The sequence below is a fragment of the Marinobacter halophilus genome, from assembly GCF_003007685.1.
Classification (GTDB): Bacteria; Pseudomonadota; Gammaproteobacteria; order Pseudomonadales; family Oleiphilaceae; genus Marinobacter; species Marinobacter halophilus.
The window spans coordinates 706,039-723,997 of record NZ_PXNN01000011.1 but is presented as its reverse complement, the minus strand read 5'-3'; the positions used below and the strand labels follow the sequence as shown (position 1 = coordinate 723,997).

Genomic DNA, 17,959 nt, shown 5'->3' with positions numbered 1-17,959 from the left:
TATCCTCGAATCCAGAATCCGGTTTTTATTGTTATCGCACCTTCAATATTGATTTTCGGAGCGATAACGGCAATTGGCGAAAGGTCGATAGGCCGATAGGCCGACGGAAGTTGTTGGCTACCGATTGAATGGCATTTGTGTGACTGTGTGATGACATCCATTGGTGTGTGCTGCCCCACAAATCCCGTTGCCGACCTGATTTTTCTGCTCGCCGGACACCATTACACCGGGAAAAGAAGCCTCTGCTGTGGTAAAAAGCAGCTTTTCAGGGACAGATTGTGATGAATTGTGACCGCCCATGCTGATTATTCCTGCCGAAAACTCGATTAACTGGAAGCGCCCGCCCTGGGTCACCCTGGGCCTGATTCTGGCCTGCCTGCTGGTGTTCCTGTTCTATCAGGGCGGTGACGACCGCAAACTGGAATCTGCCCTGGAGCAGTATCTCAATGGCAACCTGTTGGCACTCGAGGGCCCTGCATACGAGGATTATCTGCAACGGGCCATCCGCTTTGAGGGCGACGCTCAGCGAGTCTTGGAGCTTCAGGAGTTCCAGTCGCTTCAGGAAAACAACGAAGCGCTTTGGCAGGCCGCCACACTACTGCTGGACCGGGAGTTCTATCAGTATCTGCAGGACAACCGGGACCTGATCTGGGCGCCTGCCGAGCGTAGCCAGTGGCAGCAACAGCGCACCGCGATAGAAGAACAGTGGATCAGCCGCATGAGTGCCTATCAGCTGGGCCTGGTGCCGGCGGATCTGTCGCTGTATACCCTGATCAGCTACCAGTTCCTGCACGGCGGTTGGGGCCACATCATCGGTAACCTGCTGTTCCTGTTCTTGCTCGGCTTTACCGTGGAAAAAGCCCTCGGTCCTGGTCGATTCCTGGCGGCTTACCTGGTCTGTGGCGCCTTGTCCGGACTGGTGTTTGTCGGTTTTTCGATGGGCAGCTACATTCCGCTGGTGGGGGCGTCCGGATCTATCTCCGGGCTGATGGGGATGTACGTAGCCATTTACGGTCTGCAGAAGATCCGGTTTTTCTACTTTCTCGGCGTCTACTTCAATTATTTTCGCGCACCCGCCATCGCGTTGTTACCGGTCTGGCTGGGCAAGGAAGTCTACGATTACTGGTATGCCGGCGCGACCGGCATTGCTTACATGGCTCACGCCGGTGGTCTGGTGGCCGGGGCTGGCCTGGTCTGGTTGCTGGGCAAGAGTTGGCTGCAGGTAAAAGAAGAGTTTTTCGAGCCTGAGGAAGACGAGCAGGACGCCCGTTTTACCAGTGCCTACGCACAAGCCATGGCCAGCCTTGGCAGGATGGAATTCGACCTGGCCCGCCGGCAGTTCGAGGCGCTGCGCGAGCATTATCCGGAACGCACCATTTTGCTGGAGCACCTCTATCAGCTGGCCAAGCTGCGGCCGGACCTGCCGGAGTACCGGGAACGCGCACGCCAGCTGATGGCCGACGCCATGGCTCGCCGGCAGCCGGAGCAGATGGTGTCGGTGTGGCAGGAATACCTGAGCAAGGGTGAGGCCCATCATCCGCTGGCGGTGGAAGACCACAACCGGGTGTTGTTTATCAGTCTGAAGCATCACGACCTGAAAGCTGCCGAGAAAGCCTTTGAACGCATGCGCGCGCAGGGCGATCCCGATCTCGTCAGCGAGGCTTGCCGGTTGCTGCTGGCGGAGTTCGAGAAGCTGCAGATGGAGCCCAAAGCCCGGCATTACCGGCAGTTGTTACAAAGTCAGCCTTGATCGGATAAGGGGCGCCCGGGAGGGCAGCCTTACTGCTGCCGTTACTCAGACACCTGAAAGTTGGCCTTCGGGCCTTTCAGCGGCTGCTGGTTGCGGGCCTGCTCCAGCCAGATATCAATCTGGCCGTGAATAGGGTGGCCGGTGCAGCGTTTCTTGATGAATGCGAGAAACGCACTGGCCTTCTCCCACTGTTGCAATCCGTTTGCCAGGGCCTGGGCGGCAATCAGGTAAGCCGGGGCCAGCTGGTCACTGTCCGGAAAGCGTTTGTGGAAGTCCTGCAATAGCCTCAGTGCCGGCTTGTGGTGCCCGCGATGGTAGAGCGTGCCAGCGCATTGCACCGCCAGTTCCGGATCGTCCACCTGAAAGCCCGGCTCCGACGCCTGCAGGGTCTGCATCAGTTGGCTCAGGCCATCGCCGTCGTGGCGCTGAGCCAGCCAGGCCATCAGGCGCGGATGGTAGCGATACAGTTCAGCGGTGGCCTGCCGTGCAGTCAGAAGCTGGTAGAGCTGACCGATTCGCTTCGGGTCGTCCCGATCCCGCTTTAATGTTTCGATCAACATGCTTTGCACCCGGTCGTAGTTGCCATCTTTCAGGTTCATGTCCAGATCGGCATCAAAGCGGGTGCTGCGATCCCGGTGCAGATTGTCAGTCTCGGTGTCGTCATCCTGGAGATCGGAGGCAAAGCCCAGCTCTTCCTGATACTGGAACAACAGGTAGCCCAGCATGTGGAACAGAATCAGCGTGAAAGTACTGTTCAGAAAACCCGCCAGCGGCTGGGCAACCCAGAGCGGGAAGTGATTGACCGCAAAATCCTGGGCCGCGCCGGAGGCCAGCGTCAGTAGAATCAGATAACCGTAGAGCAGGAAGTAGGGCGTGCCGATGCGGGAAATGAGCACCGCCAGATTCATCGGATTCACCGCCGCACCTACCGAACGTTCCATGGCCAGCACCATAATGCTGGCGGGCAGCGCCAGTATCACAAAGGCCAGCGCCAGCAGCATCAGGATCGGGCCGCCAATCATCGCCGCCGCGGCCACCAGTGCACCCATCAAGACGAACACCAGCAGCTGCAAAATGACGATATCAAATCCGCTGCCGGTAAAGGCGACCGACACCGGAGGCGGTTTCAGGTGACCCTCTGCGGTGTGTTTGATCACGGCGTAGGTGTATTTGAACAGCGCCAGGGCCAACACCAGCCAGATAATCAGCCCGATAAAATTGGCCGGCACCACGATTGGCACCAGTGTGCAAATAGCAATGACCATCAGCGGGTCGGTATGAAACGGGTACCGAAAAAAGGCGCCAATACGGTGCCAGAAGGGCACCACCACGGTGGCGGCACCAAGGTAGCGCATAGCCTTGCTGCAATGGGGGCACAGCGCCCGGCGCTGGCGGGTGTCGGCATCGGGCATGCAGCGGTTGCAATAATGTACCTGGCATTCGCCACAGTGCCACTTGGCGGGGTCACCCGGATGGTAATGACAGTCGTGCTTCACGGTAGGTCCTGATCCGTCAGAAAACAGCGGCTAATGATGACAGAACTGGCTTTGGCCCGCATCAGATCCGTTCACAGATCCGGCGTGCCGAGCGTCGTTATCTTGCAGGTGCTTTCACGGATGGTTGCTTAGCCCAGTGATCTCGTGATGAGACTGAGCGTATCGATGAAGCCACCGATAAATTTCGGCTCATCCCTATAAAGGCCAGAGGCTTTCAGCCGTTACTATAAGTAGATAATAAGTACAGAGTGCAACTAATGCAGAACACATCCAGTTGGATCGTGCTGTTCATCCTGGCTTTTGGATTACTGGTATCGCTACCGCTGCTCGGCCACATCACCCGGGACAGCAATTTTTACGGTTTTAAAACCGATTTGCCGGTACCTGAGTTGCCCGGTTACGAGCCGGGAGCGGAGCAGGTGCGCCTGGTGTTTTTTGGCTATCAGCATTGCGGCACGGTGTGCCCGTTGCAGCTGATGAACTTGCGGGAACTGCATCGGCGGCTGGCAGCGCAGCCAGTAGCCTTCGTGTTTGTCAGTCTGGACCCGGACCGGGACAGTCAGCAAGAGCTCGACCGTATCATGATGGCCATGGGTGCCAACTTTCACGCGGTGCGGCCGAACAATCAGGCTTCGGCTCAGCGCTTGGCGATGGGGTTTTCGGAATTTGCCGCCAGAATTGGCGGAGCAGAGCACTACGATTTTGACCATAGCGCACGTATTTACGCAGTTACGCCGGACAATCGGCGGCACCTGCTTTATAGCTCACCCGAGCTGGATCTGGATCGGGTGCAGAGCGACATTGAACGGCTAATGGCCGGCATAAAAGGAGGGTTGCGGTGACTGCATCCTTTGAGCAACAAGATTTTGCGACACAACAAACACTGACCACAGATCGGCAGATGCTGTTCATAATTATGGCCCACGTGCCGGTAGTCGGTCTCCTGGTGCCCTGGGGTCATGGTACTTATAGCTTTGCCATCGTGGCATCGTTGCTGGTGGGGGTGCTGGCGCTGGCGGGTTACGCAATGTTGAGAGGTACCCGGGCCTGTTCGTCCTTGTTTGCCGTTTGCCTGATGCTGTTTTCGGCGGTGATGATTCAGGCCCAGATGGGTCGGATCGAAATGCACTTCCACATCTTCTCAGCGCTCGCCCTGGTGATTATCTACCGGGACTGGTTGCCGGTGATCGTCGCGGCCGGTGTGATTGCCGTGCACCACCTGTTGCTGACCGGTTTGCAGCTGGCCGAAACCCACATTGGCGGTATGCCACTGATGATATTCAACTATGGCTGTAGTTGGGGTATCGCCTTCCTGCACGCGGCTTTTGTGGTTTTTGAGGCCAGCATACTGGTGTTTTTTGCTCTCCAGATGGGCGCAGAGCGCCGGCAAGCTCATCGAATGATCGATATTGTCCGGGCGTACGACGGCGAGAAAGATTTGCGGGGCCGCCTACCAACGCAAGATCAGAGTGTCAGTGCTTTGTCCTTTAACCAGATGATGGACCAATCTTGTGCGCTGATTCTGCAGTTAAGAGATTTCTCCGGAGAGCTGCGCAGCAATGCAGTGCAGCTGGCCGACGCCAGCAATAGCACTCGCCATTACGTGGGAGAGCAACAACAACAGGCGGATCAGGTGGCCACCGCGACCAACCAGATGTCTGCCAGTGTGCAGGAAGTGGCCCACAACGCTCAACTGGCCTCCGAAGCCGCCTCCGATGCGTCCCGGTCAGCCAACGACGGCAGCAAGGCCATGGCCGATGCCCGCAAGATGACGGAGGCCACCAACAGGGCGTTGGAAGAAAGCACCAAAATGGTGGTGCAGCTGGCGGAGAAGGTCGAGTCCATCGCCCGGGTCACAAGCTCGATTCACGACATCTCGGACCAGACCAATCTGTTGGCCCTCAATGCGGCCATTGAGGCGGCTCGTGCCGGTGAGCATGGCCGTGGTTTTGCCGTGGTGGCCGATGAAGTGCGATCACTGTCACGCCGAACACAGGAGTTCACCGACGAAATCCGTAGCACCGTGGATGAGCTGAAAGACCTCTCGGAAGCGACCACTGCCGCCATGGAAATCGGCCAGACCCGCTCCGGCGAATCCAATCGTGCGATTCAGAACGCAGCGGAGGCCATCAGTCGGATTGAACAGGCGATTGATGCCGTCAGCAGCATGAACAACCAGATTGCCTCGGCCTGTGAGCAACAGGCGGCTACGTCACTACAGATCAACGAAAACATTCACTCGGTCGCCACCCGCAATGGCCAGGTGGCCGGCGAGGCCGACAAAGTGCGCGGTATGGCGGGAGAGCTTGAGCAGGCCGTCGGTCAGGTGGACGCCTTGGTTAGCCAGTACCGGCTGCCCTAGCGCTATGGCCTTGGGCAGATCGGTTTCTACCGTGTCAGGTTTCGTTGGCCGTTGTCAGGGTGCTATGTCGTGACTCGGTTTTTGCCGTCACGCTTGGAGTCATACAGGAGCTTGTCCACTCGCTCGAGAATGGCCGACGTGGTATCACTGGCGGTCGATTCGGTTGCACCAATCGACAGTGTGACCTGACCGACGTCGTCAAAGGAGAAAGCCGACATCGCCGCCCGGATATTTTCGGCAATCTCAGATGCTTTCGCGAGGTCGCAAAATGGCAGTACGACAATAAATTCCTCTCCGCCCCATCGCACACATTTGTCGGTTTTGCGGGTTTCGTCCATGAGAATTTCCGCGACCACCTTGATAATCTCGTCGCCTCGCGGGTGGCCATAGGTGTCGTTGACGGCCTTGAAGTTGTCGATGTCGATCATCAGCACACTAAACCCGGAATCGTTTTCCTGGGCCTCGATCAGCGCGACATCCAGTTCAATTTCACCGGCGCGGCGATTGAGCAACCCGGTCAGCGAATCGTGAGAAGCCTGTTCCCGGAGCTTCAGTTCCTCAAACACCCGATCGGTCAGGTCTTTGATGATGCTGATGAAGTGGGTGATCTTACCGTCGGGGTTTTTGACCGGGGTAATGGTTTGCTGACAATGAATCTCCTGTCCGCCCTTGGCGCGATTGATCACCATGGCCCGGAACGGCAGGCCCTCGTTCAGGTGGCGCCAAAGCCCCTTGTAGAAAGTTTTGTCATGTTTGCCGGATTTGAGTACTGAGGGTGAGCGGCCAACCACCTCGGTCGGAGTGTAACCGGTCATGATTTCAAAGCCCTGGTTGGCAAATTCGATCACACCCTCAGCGTTGGTAATGAAGATGCCGTCGTGGGCCGCATCAATCGCCTTGGCGAACAGGTTGCCGGTAGATTGCGCCGCGTGCAGTTGGGTGATGTCTTTCTGGATGGAGATGAAAAACCGAGGCTTGCCGGCCTGGTCATTGATCGGAGAAATGGTCCACTCCACCAGATAAGGCCGGCCGCTTTTGCGGTAATTGAAAGTGGAACCAGAAAATTGCCCGCGGCTTTTCAGGTTCTGCCGTAACCTATCGATGACCACAGGTTCAGTCAGCGGGCCCTGCAGGATGCGAGGGTTCTGGCCCAGCAGTTCGTCTAAATCGTAACCGGACATGTTGCAGAAGGCCGGGTTGGCATAGAGGATGTTGTGATCGGTATCGGTGATCAGGATTGAATTGAACGCCAGCTCCGTCGCGCTGCGCAGTAACAGGAGTGTGTCGTCACCGGACAGTCCGGGCAATGTCTGGGTGTGTTCCGGTTTCAAGGGAGTTCCTGTTATTGGAGTAGACGGGTCTCTGAAAAACCTCAGAATTGTTCAGTTGCCGGTTGGTGTCAACGAGGGAATGTCCCTAGTGCCCTGGCAGGGCTCGTGGTATTCACTTAAGGAATTTTGAACATTCACCGTTGTTGAGTTGAACTATGGGTATTCGGTGCAATAGTTAAAAGAGAACCCGGAAAAGGAGGCACCGTATGTCGAATACTACTCCGAGCAAAGACAGTCTGAACACCCTTTCCAGCCTGAAGGCCGGTGGCAAGACCTTCCACTACTACAGTCTGGCCAAAGCCGCTGACACGCTGGGTGGTCTCGACCAGCTGCCGTTCTCCCTGAAAGTCCTGATGGAAAACCTGTTGCGCAATGAGGACGACACCACCGTCGACCGCTCTCATATCGACGCCATGTTGCAGTGGCTGAAAGATCGAAAATCCGACACCGAAATCCAGTTCCGCCCGGCTCGGGTGCTGATGCAGGACTTCACCGGCGTGCCCGGCGTGGTGGATCTGGCTGCCATGCGGGAGGCAGTGCAGCGCGCGGGCAAAGACCCGGCCATGATCAACCCGCTGTCACCGGTCGACCTGGTGATTGACCACTCGGTGATGGTAGACAACTACGGTGATGCCTCTGCGTTCAAAGACAACGTCGCCATCGAGATGGAGCGCAATCAGGAGCGCTACGAGTTCCTGCGCTGGGGCCAGCAGGCCTTCGACAATTTCCGCGTAGTGCCGCCGGGCACCGGAATCTGTCACCAGGTCAACCTGGAATACCTGGGCAAAACCGTGTGGCAAAAAGACGTGGACGGCAAAACCATCGCCTATCCGGATACCCTGGTCGGCACCGACTCCCACACCACCATGATCAACGGCCTCGGTATTCTGGGCTGGGGTGTCGGCGGGATCGAGGCTGAAGCTGCCATGCTCGGCCAGCCGGTATCGATGCTGATTCCTGAAGTGGTCGGTTTCAAAATGACCGGCAAACTGCGTGAAGGCATCACCGCCACCGATCTGGTGCTGACCGTAGTGGAAATGCTGCGCAAGAAAGGCGTGGTCGGCAAGTTTGTCGAGTTCTACGGCGACGGCCTGCAAGAGATGCCGGTGGCAGACCGGGCCACTATCGCCAACATGGCGCCGGAATACGGCGCCACCTGCGGCTTCTTCCCGGTGGATGAGCAAACCCTCACTTACCTGCGCCTGACCGGCCGTGAAGACGCCCAACTGGAACTGGTGGAAGCCTACGCCAAAGCCCAGGGCCTTTGGCGTGAGCCGGGTCAGGAGCCCATCTACACCGACACCCTGGCGCTGGACATGGGTGAGGTGGAAGCCAGCCTGGCCGGCCCCAAGCGGCCTCAGGATCGAGTCGCTTTGAAAAACATGAAGGCGTCTTTCGAGCTGCTGATGGAAACCGCCGAAGGCCCTGCCAAAACCCGGGAAACCAAGATGGAATCCGAAGGCGGCCAAACCGCGGTGGGCGTGGACAACAGTTACCACCATCCTTCCAGTCAGCCATTGGAAATGAACGGTGAGCAACTCCGGCTGGACCCCGGCGCCGTGGTCATTGCCGCCATCACGTCCTGCACCAACACCTCCAACCCCAGTGTGATGATGGCGGCCGGCCTGATTGCCCAGAAAGCCGTAGCAAAAGGCCTGAAAGCCAAACCCTGGGTGAAAACCTCGTTGGCACCGGGCTCCAAGGTGGTCACCGATTACCTGGCGGTGGCCGGCCTGCAGGACGACCTGAACACGCTAGGCTTCAACCTGGTGGGCTATGGCTGCACCACCTGCATCGGGAACTCCGGCCCGCTGCCGGATGCGGTTGAAAAAGCCATCACCGAGGGTGACCTGACCGTGGCCTCGGTGCTGTCTGGTAACCGCAACTTTGAAGGCCGGGTGCACCCACAGGTGAAAACCAACTGGCTGGCCTCGCCGCCGCTGGTGGTGGCCTACGCCCTGGCCGGCAACGTCCGGCTGGATCTGACCAAGGAGCCGCTGGGCGAGGATCAGGATGGCAAACCGGTGTACCTGAACGATCTCTGGCCCAGCCAGGCCGAAATCGCCGAAGCGGTGGAGAAAGTGAAGACCGATATGTTCCGTAAGGAATACGGCGAGGTGTTCGAGGGCGACGACATCTGGAAGGCCATTGAGGTATCGGACAGCAAGGTGTACGAGTGGTCCGGCCAGTCCACCTACATTCAGCACCCGCCGTTCTTCGAGGGCATGGGCGAAGAGCCGGAGCCGATCAATGACATCAAGGAGGCCAACATCCTGGCTCTGCTGGGGGATTCGGTCACCACCGATCATATTTCCCCGGCCGGCTCGTTCAAGCCCGATACCCCTGCCGGCAAGTATCTGCAGGAGCACGGCGTGGCGCCGAAAGATTTCAACTCCTACGGCTCCCGCCGGGGTAACCACGAAGTGATGATGCGCGGCACCTTCGCCAACGTGCGCATTCGTAACGAGATGCTGGACGGCGTGGAAGGCGGTTACACCAAATTCGTGCCCACCGGCGAGCAGATGGCCATCTACGATGCCGCCATGAAATACCAGGAGCAGGGCACGCCGCTGGTGGTCATCGCCGGCAAGGAATATGGCACCGGCTCCAGCCGCGACTGGGCCGCCAAGGGCACTCGTTTGCTGGGGGTAGAGGCGGTGGTGGCAGAATCCTACGAGCGTATCCACCGCTCCAACCTGATCGGCATGGGCGTGATGCCCCTGCAGTTCCCGGAAGGTACGGATCGCAAGAGCCTGAAGCTGACCGGCGAGGAAGCCATCAGCATCGAAGGTCTGTCCGGCGACATCACGCCGGGCCAGACTCTGACCATGACGGTGAAATATCAGGATGGCTCTACTGAAACCTGCGAACTGACATCACGGATCGATACCGCCAATGAGGCAGTGTACTTTCAACACGGCGGTATCCTGCATTATGTGGTGCGGGAGATGCTGAAGAGCGCCTGATCATTGCCTGAAAGAAAAGCGCCGGCAGTCTGCTGGCGCTTTTTGTTGCGTGGCTAGCTTTCGTCATCTAAGTGTCATTAAACTGTCAGTTCCTGGTAAGGGTGCTGTCATTGTCCCGGCAAATACTGAGTGAGCAAACATTCACCTGACCCGGGAAAAAACCATGCGTAATCTCTTGTTAGCCGTTGGCTCGGCTGCTGTTCTGGCACTTGCCGGTTGCGGCGACTCCAGTGACAGTGCTTCTGATCAGAACGAAACCTTTACGCTGCAGCTTCTCCACCTTGCCGATGTTGACGGTGGTGGCACCGCCGCCATGTTCAACGTTGACGATTTTTCAGCGCTCACTAACTATTTCCGCCAGCAGATGCCGGACAACACCGTATTGGTGAGCTCTGGTGACAACTACATTCCTGGCCCGATTTTCCAGGCAAGCGAAGATGCACGAATGAATGCCGTTGTCGGGGTTGCCGGTGAAGGCCGAGGTGAAACACAGATTCAGAACAAGTTGGGGATACAGGTGTCTGCCGTGGGTAACCACGACCTCGATACCGGCCCGGCCGGCTTTGCGGGCATCATCAGCCCGGACGGCGTCTATTCAGGCGCGGCCTATCCGTATATTTCCGCGAACGTCGACTTTACTGCCGATACTGGCACTGCCGCTTTGGTGACCGAGGGTGGCCAGGAAGCCAGCAAGATCGGTGGTCGTATTGCCCCGTCTACGGTGATTACGGTGAACGGTGAGCAGATCGGTTTTGTCGGCGCCGTAACACCGACATTACCCAGCATTACCTCGACGGGCAGCCTGGAGGTGTTTCCGGCCGATTTCACCAACAATGATGCCGGGCTTGATGCTCTGGCGGCCGCCCTGCAGCCGGAAATCGATGCTTTAATAGACGATGGCATCAACAAGATCATCCTGTTGTCTCACATGCAGGTGTTGAACGTAGAGCGCGGTCTGGCACGCCTGCTTGATGGCGTTGACATTATTGTGGGTGGCGGTTCGAATACGTTGCTTGCCGATAGCAATGACGTGGTGCGCGATGGCGACACGGTAGGCGGTGATTACCCGGAAATCTATGAATCCATCTCTGGCGAGCCGGTGCTGCTGGTTAACACCGAGGCGGATTACAAGTACCTGGGACGATTGGTCGTTGAGTTCGACGTTGACGGTCTTGTGGTTGTAGACAGTATTGACCCGGCCGAAAGCGGTGCCTGGGCAGCCATTCCGGCGGTCGTGAATGATGTGTTGATGGCTGACCCTATCGCTGAAGTGGTTGAAGTAGCGGATGTGATCCGTGAGATTCTGGGTGAACTGGATGGCGAGGCATTCGGCGTGACTACTCAGTTTCTGGACGGTCGCCGCGCCTTCGTTCGCAGCCGAGAAACCAACCTTGGCAACCTGTCGGCTGATGCCAATCTCTGGTACGGTCAGAAGTTGGTAGCGGGTGTCGATGGCGTCGTGCCCCCGGTGATTTCGGTGAAAAACGGCGGTGGCATTCGCGCCCCGATTGGTCGTATTGTCAGCCCGGCCGGTTCAACCTCAGAAGACGATCTGCAACTTCTACCGCCAGCAGGCAATGACTTCGGCAAGCCCGAAGGTGGCATTTCTCAGCTGGATATCCAGACCGCCTTTGCGTTCAATAATGGGCTGGCGGTGGTCACCATGACCGCTGCCGAACTGCACGATCTGGTTGAAGAAATGATCAAAGGTAACTTCACCCACACCGCCGGACTGCGGGTCGAGTTTGACCCCGCCAGAGCTGCCCGTTCAGATGGTGATGTGAATTTGGGTGGTTCCGGACTGACTGACGGCCAGCGTGTACGCAAACTCGAGGTTCTGGTTGACCCTGACGCTGCCACCGAATCCGAGCGCTGGGACCTGGTGGTGGAGAATGGCGTGCTGCAGGAAGACGCAGGTCCCACCTTCCGGGTCCTGGCACTGGACTTCCTGGCCCGCTGTGCGGCAACGACCGACGGCACTGCCAATTGTGGCAGCGGTTGGCCGTTCAATGGCCTGCAAAGTCCGGAATATGTAGAAATGACCGAAGAGAGGTTTGCCGCCAACGACCCTGGTTTCACCGACTTCTCGATAACCGGTGGCGAGCAGGACGCGTTTGCAGAGTATCTGCAGGTGTTCCATCCCGATACGGCTAACGCTTACGGTGTGCCGTTCGATGTTAATGAACGGCTAATCCCGGTGTCTGTCGCTCAGTAACAGTCGATCGCTAAGAAAAGCCAGCCTGCGCCCGGGACAATGGTCGCTGGCTGGTTATATTGTTAAAGCTCATTTTTGTCAGCCACCGGCAATGCCAGCCAGAAACAGGCACCTTCGCCTTCCTTCGATTCAAAACCGACCTCGCCCCCCATCACGCACATCAATTCCCGGGTAACAGCTAGACCGAGCCCTGTGCCTTCCTTGCTTCGGGCTGAGGAGCTATCGGCCTGGGCGAACTTTTCAAAGATGCGGCCACGAAAGCTTTCCGGCACACCCGGGCCCTGGTCGGCAACCTCGATGACCACTTGGCTTTCTCGCCTCTGAATTTTCACCATCACCTCTTTGTGTTCAGAGGAAAACTTAATCGCGTTGGACAGCAGATTGGTCAGGGCCTGTTTAAGGCGCTTCTGATCGAAGTAGGCGTAAAGCCCCGGCGACGTTTCCAATTGCCGGATCTGGACCCGTTTCTGGTCGGCGTAAGCCCGAATATCCTCGATGGCTGTGGTAACAGCTTCGTTGAGGGAATGATGCTCCATGGTGATCGACATGTTTCCGCTAGCCAGCTTTTCGATATCCAGCAGGTCGTCAATCAGAGCCCGAAGCTGATCGGTATTTCGGTGGGCGATGGCGAGCATCTGGCGAGTTTTGTCTGGTAATTGTCCGGTGGCGCCACCGAGGATTAAACCGAGTGCCCCGGAGATAGACGTCAGCGGGGTGCGTAATTCATGGCTGACGGTGGAGATGAACTCGTTTTTTATACGGTCAGCTTTTTTCTGCTCCGAGATGTCCTCGGCTATAAGCCAGATGACCGGGTTTTCGCCTGGGGTGTCCAGTCTCAGGCCGTGCAGCACGATGGGTTTAAGCGTTCCGGTTGCCGTTCGAAGGTAGCCTTGTTGCCCGCTGAACTGGAACTTGTTGGCCAGCTTGTCCAAAATGCCGAAGCCGCCCGCAAGATCCTTGCCGTGCTCGTCAAAGGCCTTGTCGAAGTAGCCCAGCGAATTCGGGGCGTTGCCCATAATGTATTCCAGGCTTCGGTTCGCTCTGATCAATTTGCGGTTGTTGGCGTTATACAGCCCTATCCCGACAGGCGCGAGTTCGAACAAGCCCCAGAACCGTTGTTGCATTTGCCGATCTCTTAACAACAGCTGGGTTAACCAGAAGGTTGCCCCTATCGCCAACAGCACCAGAAAAGCCAGAATGCTGCGAGTCATCCACGGCGCTTCCGGATGGCCGGGCCAGCCGTCACGGGGCTGAGCCAGTAGGGTCCAGCTAACGCCGGGCATCTCCAGAGATGAGTGTACAGGCTTGTTCCAGGTAACGTCGGTAGCGCCAAAAAATACGCCACCAGAATTACCCAAATCCGTTGTCGTGGACAGGGACAATACGGCGTCACTGGCCATCGAAGTAAGGTTTACGGAGTCATAAAGGCTGGTCAGATCGAGAATGACCGATATGACGCCCCAGAATTCGCCGGATACATTTTCGAAAATCGGGATTCTGGCGGCGAGCCCCTGCCCACCCTGAACCAGATTAATCGGCCCGCTGAACACGGCCCGCTCCGAATCGAGCAGCATTCTGGTTTGCTCACTGGAAAGGCTCTGTGACTCAAGGTCAAGGCCGATCGCTGCCTCGTTACCTTCCAGAGGGTACATGTACCGAATGATGAACCCGGGAGCCAGTCCGATATTTCTCAGCTCAGGCGCAAGCCGGAAAATCACGGCGGCAAGCTCCTCGAAACGCGCTTCGCCAATGTCTGGCTCAACAGACACGTTTGCGGCCAGGCCCCACACCGTTTGTATGTTTTGTAAAATGGTGCTTTGTAGTTTAAGGCTCAAGTCATCGATTCTGGTCTGCCACTCCTGCCGGACTTCTGCCTCGAATCGTTCAGTACTAACCGCGTCGATAGCGACGGCAACCGAGATCATCAACAACACCACCCCGCCTCGGGCAATCCGAATCAGAAAACGGAACATGCGGTCTTGGCTATGGGTCATCGTTCTTTATCTATCCGTTGCGCAATGGGCAACTCCAGCCAGAAGGTAGCGCCCTGGCCTTCTTCGGATTCAAAACCGACCTGTCCACCCATCTGAGACAGGATTTCTCTGGTAATGGCGAGCCCGAGCCCGGTGCCCTGCTTTCCGCGGGTGCTGGAGCTGTCGGCCTGAGCAAACTTCTGGAAGATACGAGGTTTGAAGCTGTCGGGAACACCCGCACCTTGATCACTCACCAGAATACGAAGGTTGCCCTGGTTAATCTGGGTTGTGACTGTTACCTGTGAATTCTGCGGAGAAAATTTGATGGCGTTGGAAAGCAGGTTTCCCAAAGCCTGGGCAAGACGATGGTGATCAAACAGCGCCATCAGGTTGGGAGGGCTCTCTTGGTAGGAAACCGACACAGCATGATCGACGGCGTAGGTCTCGAGGCTGGCGATGGCTTCTGTGATAACGGGGACAACCCGCTGGCTTTCCAGGCGTATGGGCATGTTGCCTGAGATCAGCTTTTCCATGTCCAGCAAATCATCAATGAGACGCTTGAGTTGCTGGGAATTCCTTAACGCAATCGAGATCATCCGGTGCACAGGCTCGGGCAGGTGCCCAAGAGAACCGCTGGCGATCAGCCCCAGAGAGCCAGCAATCGATGTCAGCGGGGTACGCAGCTCATGGCTGACGGTCGAAATGAACTGGTTTTTCATTTCTTCATTCTTGTGCCTTTCGTCAATATCAACGATGTACCCGTGCCACAGCACACTGCCATCCGGCAGTGCTTCAGGGTTAGCGCTGCCCTCTACCCAGTGCCAGTTGCCATCGTCCCAGTAAATGCGGTATCTGCACAGCCAGGGCTGCAGGGTGTCTGCGGAATGTTGGATGGATGCTGCGACTGAGGCCAGATCATCCAGATGAATGCGCTCAAAGGCAGGAGAGGCATCTTGAAGGACTTGCTCCGCGGTCACGTTGTAGATGGTCTGAATGCCGGTGCTGGTGTAAGGAAAGGTACTGCGTCCGTCAGGCCAGAGCCGGTACTGGTAGAGCATGCCAGGGGCGTTGGCAACCAGCTTGTCGAGGGTATCAACATGGTGTTGTTGTTGGAGCACGTCTGCTACCCAGCGGGCCAGCAGGCTTACAAACGTTTTTTCACTTTCGGTAAAGCCGGGTCGGCGTGGCACCTGTGAGGAAAAGTTCAGTGTGCCAACGATTTCACCGTCAATCCACACGGGCGCAGCCAGATAGCTTTCTAATCCAAACTGGTGATAACAGGGATGGTGACTGAAACGGGAGCGGGCCATGTGATCGATGGCCAGCACATCGCCGTGCTCCATCAAAAGTGAGCAGTAGGTCTGGGCAAGTGGCAGTGTCATACCGTTCTGGAGTGACGACCCCTGTTGCGCCTGATGCCATCGAATGGTGTAGGCCTCACCGGTGAGGCCGCTTACGATCGCCGTGTCCATGCCCAAATACTGATTGGCGGTTGCCAGGGCGCGCTCGACCCGGTCAGACACAGGGCCATCCGTATCCAGTGTGATGTCGCTCAGGATGTTCAGCGCTCGGCTGCGTTCTGCGTAGTAGGCGCCCAGTTCCTGATACTGAAATTCCCGCTCGACCATGTCGGCGAGGTCCCTGAGCGCCTGTTTATCGTCGTCGGGAAACGGCCTGGGGCTGCGGTCAATCAGGCATAAGGTGCCCAGCCGATGGCCATGGCGGTCTTCCAGCGGCGCGCCGGCATAAAAACGTATGTTGGGCTCACCGGTGACCAGTGGGTTGTCTGCAAAACGTTCGTCCTGCAACGCATTTTCCACCACAAAGGTGTCGGTCCCCAGAATGGCATGCCCGCAAAAAGAAATATCCCTCGCCGTTTCTCTTACGCCAAGGCCATAGCAGGACTTAAACCATTGCCGGTTCGCGTCAATTAAAGACACCAGGCAAATCGGCACATCGAAAAGGCGGGCTGCCAGCCGGGTAATGCGGTCGAACCGCTCCTCCGGGGGTGTATCCAGAAGCAGCGCGGCCTCCAGCGCGGACAATCTCTTATCTTCATTGGCCGGATGATCAGGCGTCTGCATGGTGATCTCCGCTTTGCGACTCGGGCTTGGGCAGCTCCACCCAAAAATGGGCGCCGCGGTCATAGTAGTAGCCCACGTGACCATGCATCAGTCGGGCCAGCTCCTGACAAATCGCCAGGCCCAGACCTGTGCCGGTTTTGGCCCGGGTAGAGCCGGACTCTGCCTGCGCAAAACGTTGGAACAGGTGCGGCAGGAAAGGCTCTGGCACGCCATTGCCCTGATCGGACACGACGATACGCACAAACCCCTGAGTTGTGGTCTTCGAACTGACCGATACCAAGCCACCCCTGGGCGAATACTTGAGGGCGTTACTGATAAAGTTATTGAGGATTTGCTGAAGCCGGGCCGGGTCGGCATACACAGTGAGGCCATCACAGCACTCAGGTGCTAACCGGACCTGGTATTGCGTTGCCATCGACTGGTTGCTTTCGCAGGCAGAACGAACCGTGTCGGCAACGTTCAACTCAGCGGCATGGATGCTCAATTTACCGGCGATCGCCTTGTCAAAGTCCAGCAGGTCTGTGATCAGTGCCTGCAACTGCTGACCGTTTCGCAGTGCGACATCGATCATGACTACGGCCTTGGGCGGCAGGGCGCCGGCGGCGCCGGCATCCAATAGTTTCAGAGATCCGTTGATCGAGGTCAGCGGCGTGCGCAGTTCGTGACTGACGTTCGAAACAAACTGGCTCTTAAGGTTGTCCAGAGCTTCGCGCTCATCCATCAGTGTATTAAACGCCTTGGCCAGATTTCGGGTTTCTGCCGGACCTTTGGGTAACAACCTTTGGGTAAAGCTGCTGTCAGCCGCCATGTTATTGATCTGGCGGGACATGCCCGTCAGTTGACGAGTTGCCGCGGCGGACACAAAAAACGTGAGTAATATCAGGGGAGGTATGGCTAGAACACTGATCCAGAGAAAGCTCTGGAAAGAGGCCCTGGCCGGCTGGGTGGCACGCTCATAGGGGGCGGCGCTCAGGAACAGCCAACCAAGCCGCTCCAGGTGTTCGGTTGCAAACACCCAGCGCTCTCCGGAACGGTCCGTTACTACCCCGGACGAAATGCCGGATAAAGCGGCATCAATCAACAGATCTTCGCCCGGGTTTGGAAGGCCAGGTGCGGGTTGATCTTGCTGTAAGGCGTCCACTTGCATGAAATGCCCGATATCCAGCACTTGCAAAATGGCGTCACTGTCGGAGTCCAGGTCTTTCGGAAGAATTCCGGCCTCGGCCAGATTAATCGTACCGCCCGCCAGGCCCAATAAGTCTCCGTCGTCACTTTGTATGGGTGCCAAAAACGACAGCAAGGGCAACCCGGTCGTGCGCCCGATAATGGGCCGGCTGACAATGGGCTTACGTGTCACCACGGCCTGCCTGAAGTGCGGACGGTCGGCGTAGGACGTCCCCAGCCGTTGCGGGACAAAAACATTCTCGGCAATGGCCACGCTTTTATCATCAAAAACGAGTAAGCCACCTCCAAACAGTCGTTCTAGAGTAGGCTGACGTCCCAGCAGGAACTCAAGTTGTGACTGTGGCAGTAGGTCGGAACCGTTTGTTAATACGCTGGCGAACGCTTCGAGAGAGTTCAGGCGAATGGTCAGTTCCTCATTCACCCGGCTGGCCACTGCGGCAGTTTGAAGCGATTGACGTTCAGTCAGTACCTGCTCGAAATCGCGCACCAGTCTGTCGTAAGCAATAAACAGAACAAGTCCGACGCTGATGACAATGCTGGAACTGGTGATCAGAACAACACGGGCACTGAGGCTGAACGATTTCAAGGATGACCCTT

At 57.2% G+C, this 17,959-nt stretch carries 10 protein-coding genes; 5 read left to right on the top strand and 5 right to left on the bottom strand.

The features are described 5' to 3' along the window. Window positions 1-298 precede the first annotated feature (298 nt). The gene (locus tag C7H08_RS09660; protein WP_106671502.1) at window positions 299-1,750 is read left to right on the top strand and encodes a rhomboid family intramembrane serine protease; all 1,452 of its coding nucleotides are present in this window, start codon (window positions 299-301) and stop codon (window positions 1,748-1,750) included. A 41-nt stretch (window positions 1,751-1,791) separates the two neighbouring features. Here the strand turns inward: C7H08_RS09660 and C7H08_RS09655 are convergent, their stop codons facing one another. Beyond that, on the bottom strand, window positions 1,792-3,246 hold the full coding sequence (locus C7H08_RS09655) for a hypothetical protein (protein ID WP_106671501.1): 1,455 nt from the start codon (window positions 3,244-3,246) through the stop codon (window positions 1,792-1,794). A gap of 257 nt (window positions 3,247-3,503) precedes the next feature. Between C7H08_RS09655 and C7H08_RS09650 the strand changes: the two genes are divergently transcribed. Beyond that, complete coding sequence (locus tag C7H08_RS09650; RefSeq protein ID WP_106671500.1) at window positions 3,504-4,088, top strand: SCO family protein; 585 nt, start codon at window positions 3,504-3,506, stop codon at window positions 4,086-4,088. Beyond that, window positions 4,085-5,608: a methyl-accepting chemotaxis protein gene (locus tag C7H08_RS09645; RefSeq protein ID WP_227663169.1), complete on the top strand. Its 1,524-nt coding sequence runs from the start codon at window positions 4,085-4,087 to the stop codon at window positions 5,606-5,608. The genes C7H08_RS09650 and C7H08_RS09645 overlap by 4 nt, the downstream gene beginning before the upstream one ends. Window positions 5,609-5,670: 62 nt before the next feature. Here C7H08_RS09645 and C7H08_RS09640 read toward each other — a convergent pair whose 3' ends face one another. Next, entirely contained in the window at window positions 5,671-6,939 is a 1,269-nt protein-coding gene (locus C7H08_RS09640; protein WP_207768301.1) for a sensor domain-containing diguanylate cyclase, read from the bottom strand. 206 nt (window positions 6,940-7,145) lie between these two features. On the opposite strand from C7H08_RS09640, the gene acnA reads away from it, so the two are divergent. After that, complete coding sequence (gene acnA / locus C7H08_RS09635) at window positions 7,146-9,905, top strand: aconitate hydratase AcnA (protein ID WP_106671499.1); 2,760 nt, start codon at window positions 7,146-7,148, stop codon at window positions 9,903-9,905. A 163-nt stretch (window positions 9,906-10,068) separates the two neighbouring features. Further along, entirely contained in the window at window positions 10,069-12,120 is a 2,052-nt protein-coding gene (locus C7H08_RS09630; protein ID WP_106671498.1) for a bifunctional metallophosphatase/5'-nucleotidase, read from the top strand. 62 nt (window positions 12,121-12,182) lie between these two features. On the opposite strand, the gene C7H08_RS09625 is transcribed toward C7H08_RS09630, so the two are convergent. Genes C7H08_RS09625 through C7H08_RS09615 form a run of 3 tightly spaced genes read right to left on the bottom strand, consistent with a single transcriptional unit; the run spans window position 12,183 to window position 17,948 of the window. Continuing rightward, on the bottom strand, window positions 12,183-14,114 hold the full coding sequence (locus tag C7H08_RS09625) for a sensor histidine kinase (RefSeq protein WP_106671497.1): 1,932 nt from the start codon (window positions 14,112-14,114) through the stop codon (window positions 12,183-12,185). After that, on the bottom strand, window positions 14,111-16,177 hold the full coding sequence (locus tag C7H08_RS09620; protein WP_106671496.1) for a GAF domain-containing protein: 2,067 nt from the start codon (window positions 16,175-16,177) through the stop codon (window positions 14,111-14,113). Before C7H08_RS09620 ends, C7H08_RS09625 begins: the two co-directional genes overlap by 4 nt. Further along, the gene (locus C7H08_RS09615; RefSeq protein WP_106671495.1) at window positions 16,164-17,948 is read right to left on the bottom strand and encodes a sensor histidine kinase; all 1,785 of its coding nucleotides are present in this window, start codon (window positions 17,946-17,948) and stop codon (window positions 16,164-16,166) included. The genes C7H08_RS09620 and C7H08_RS09615 overlap by 14 nt, the downstream gene beginning before the upstream one ends. Between the last annotated feature and the right edge of the window lie 11 nt (window positions 17,949-17,959).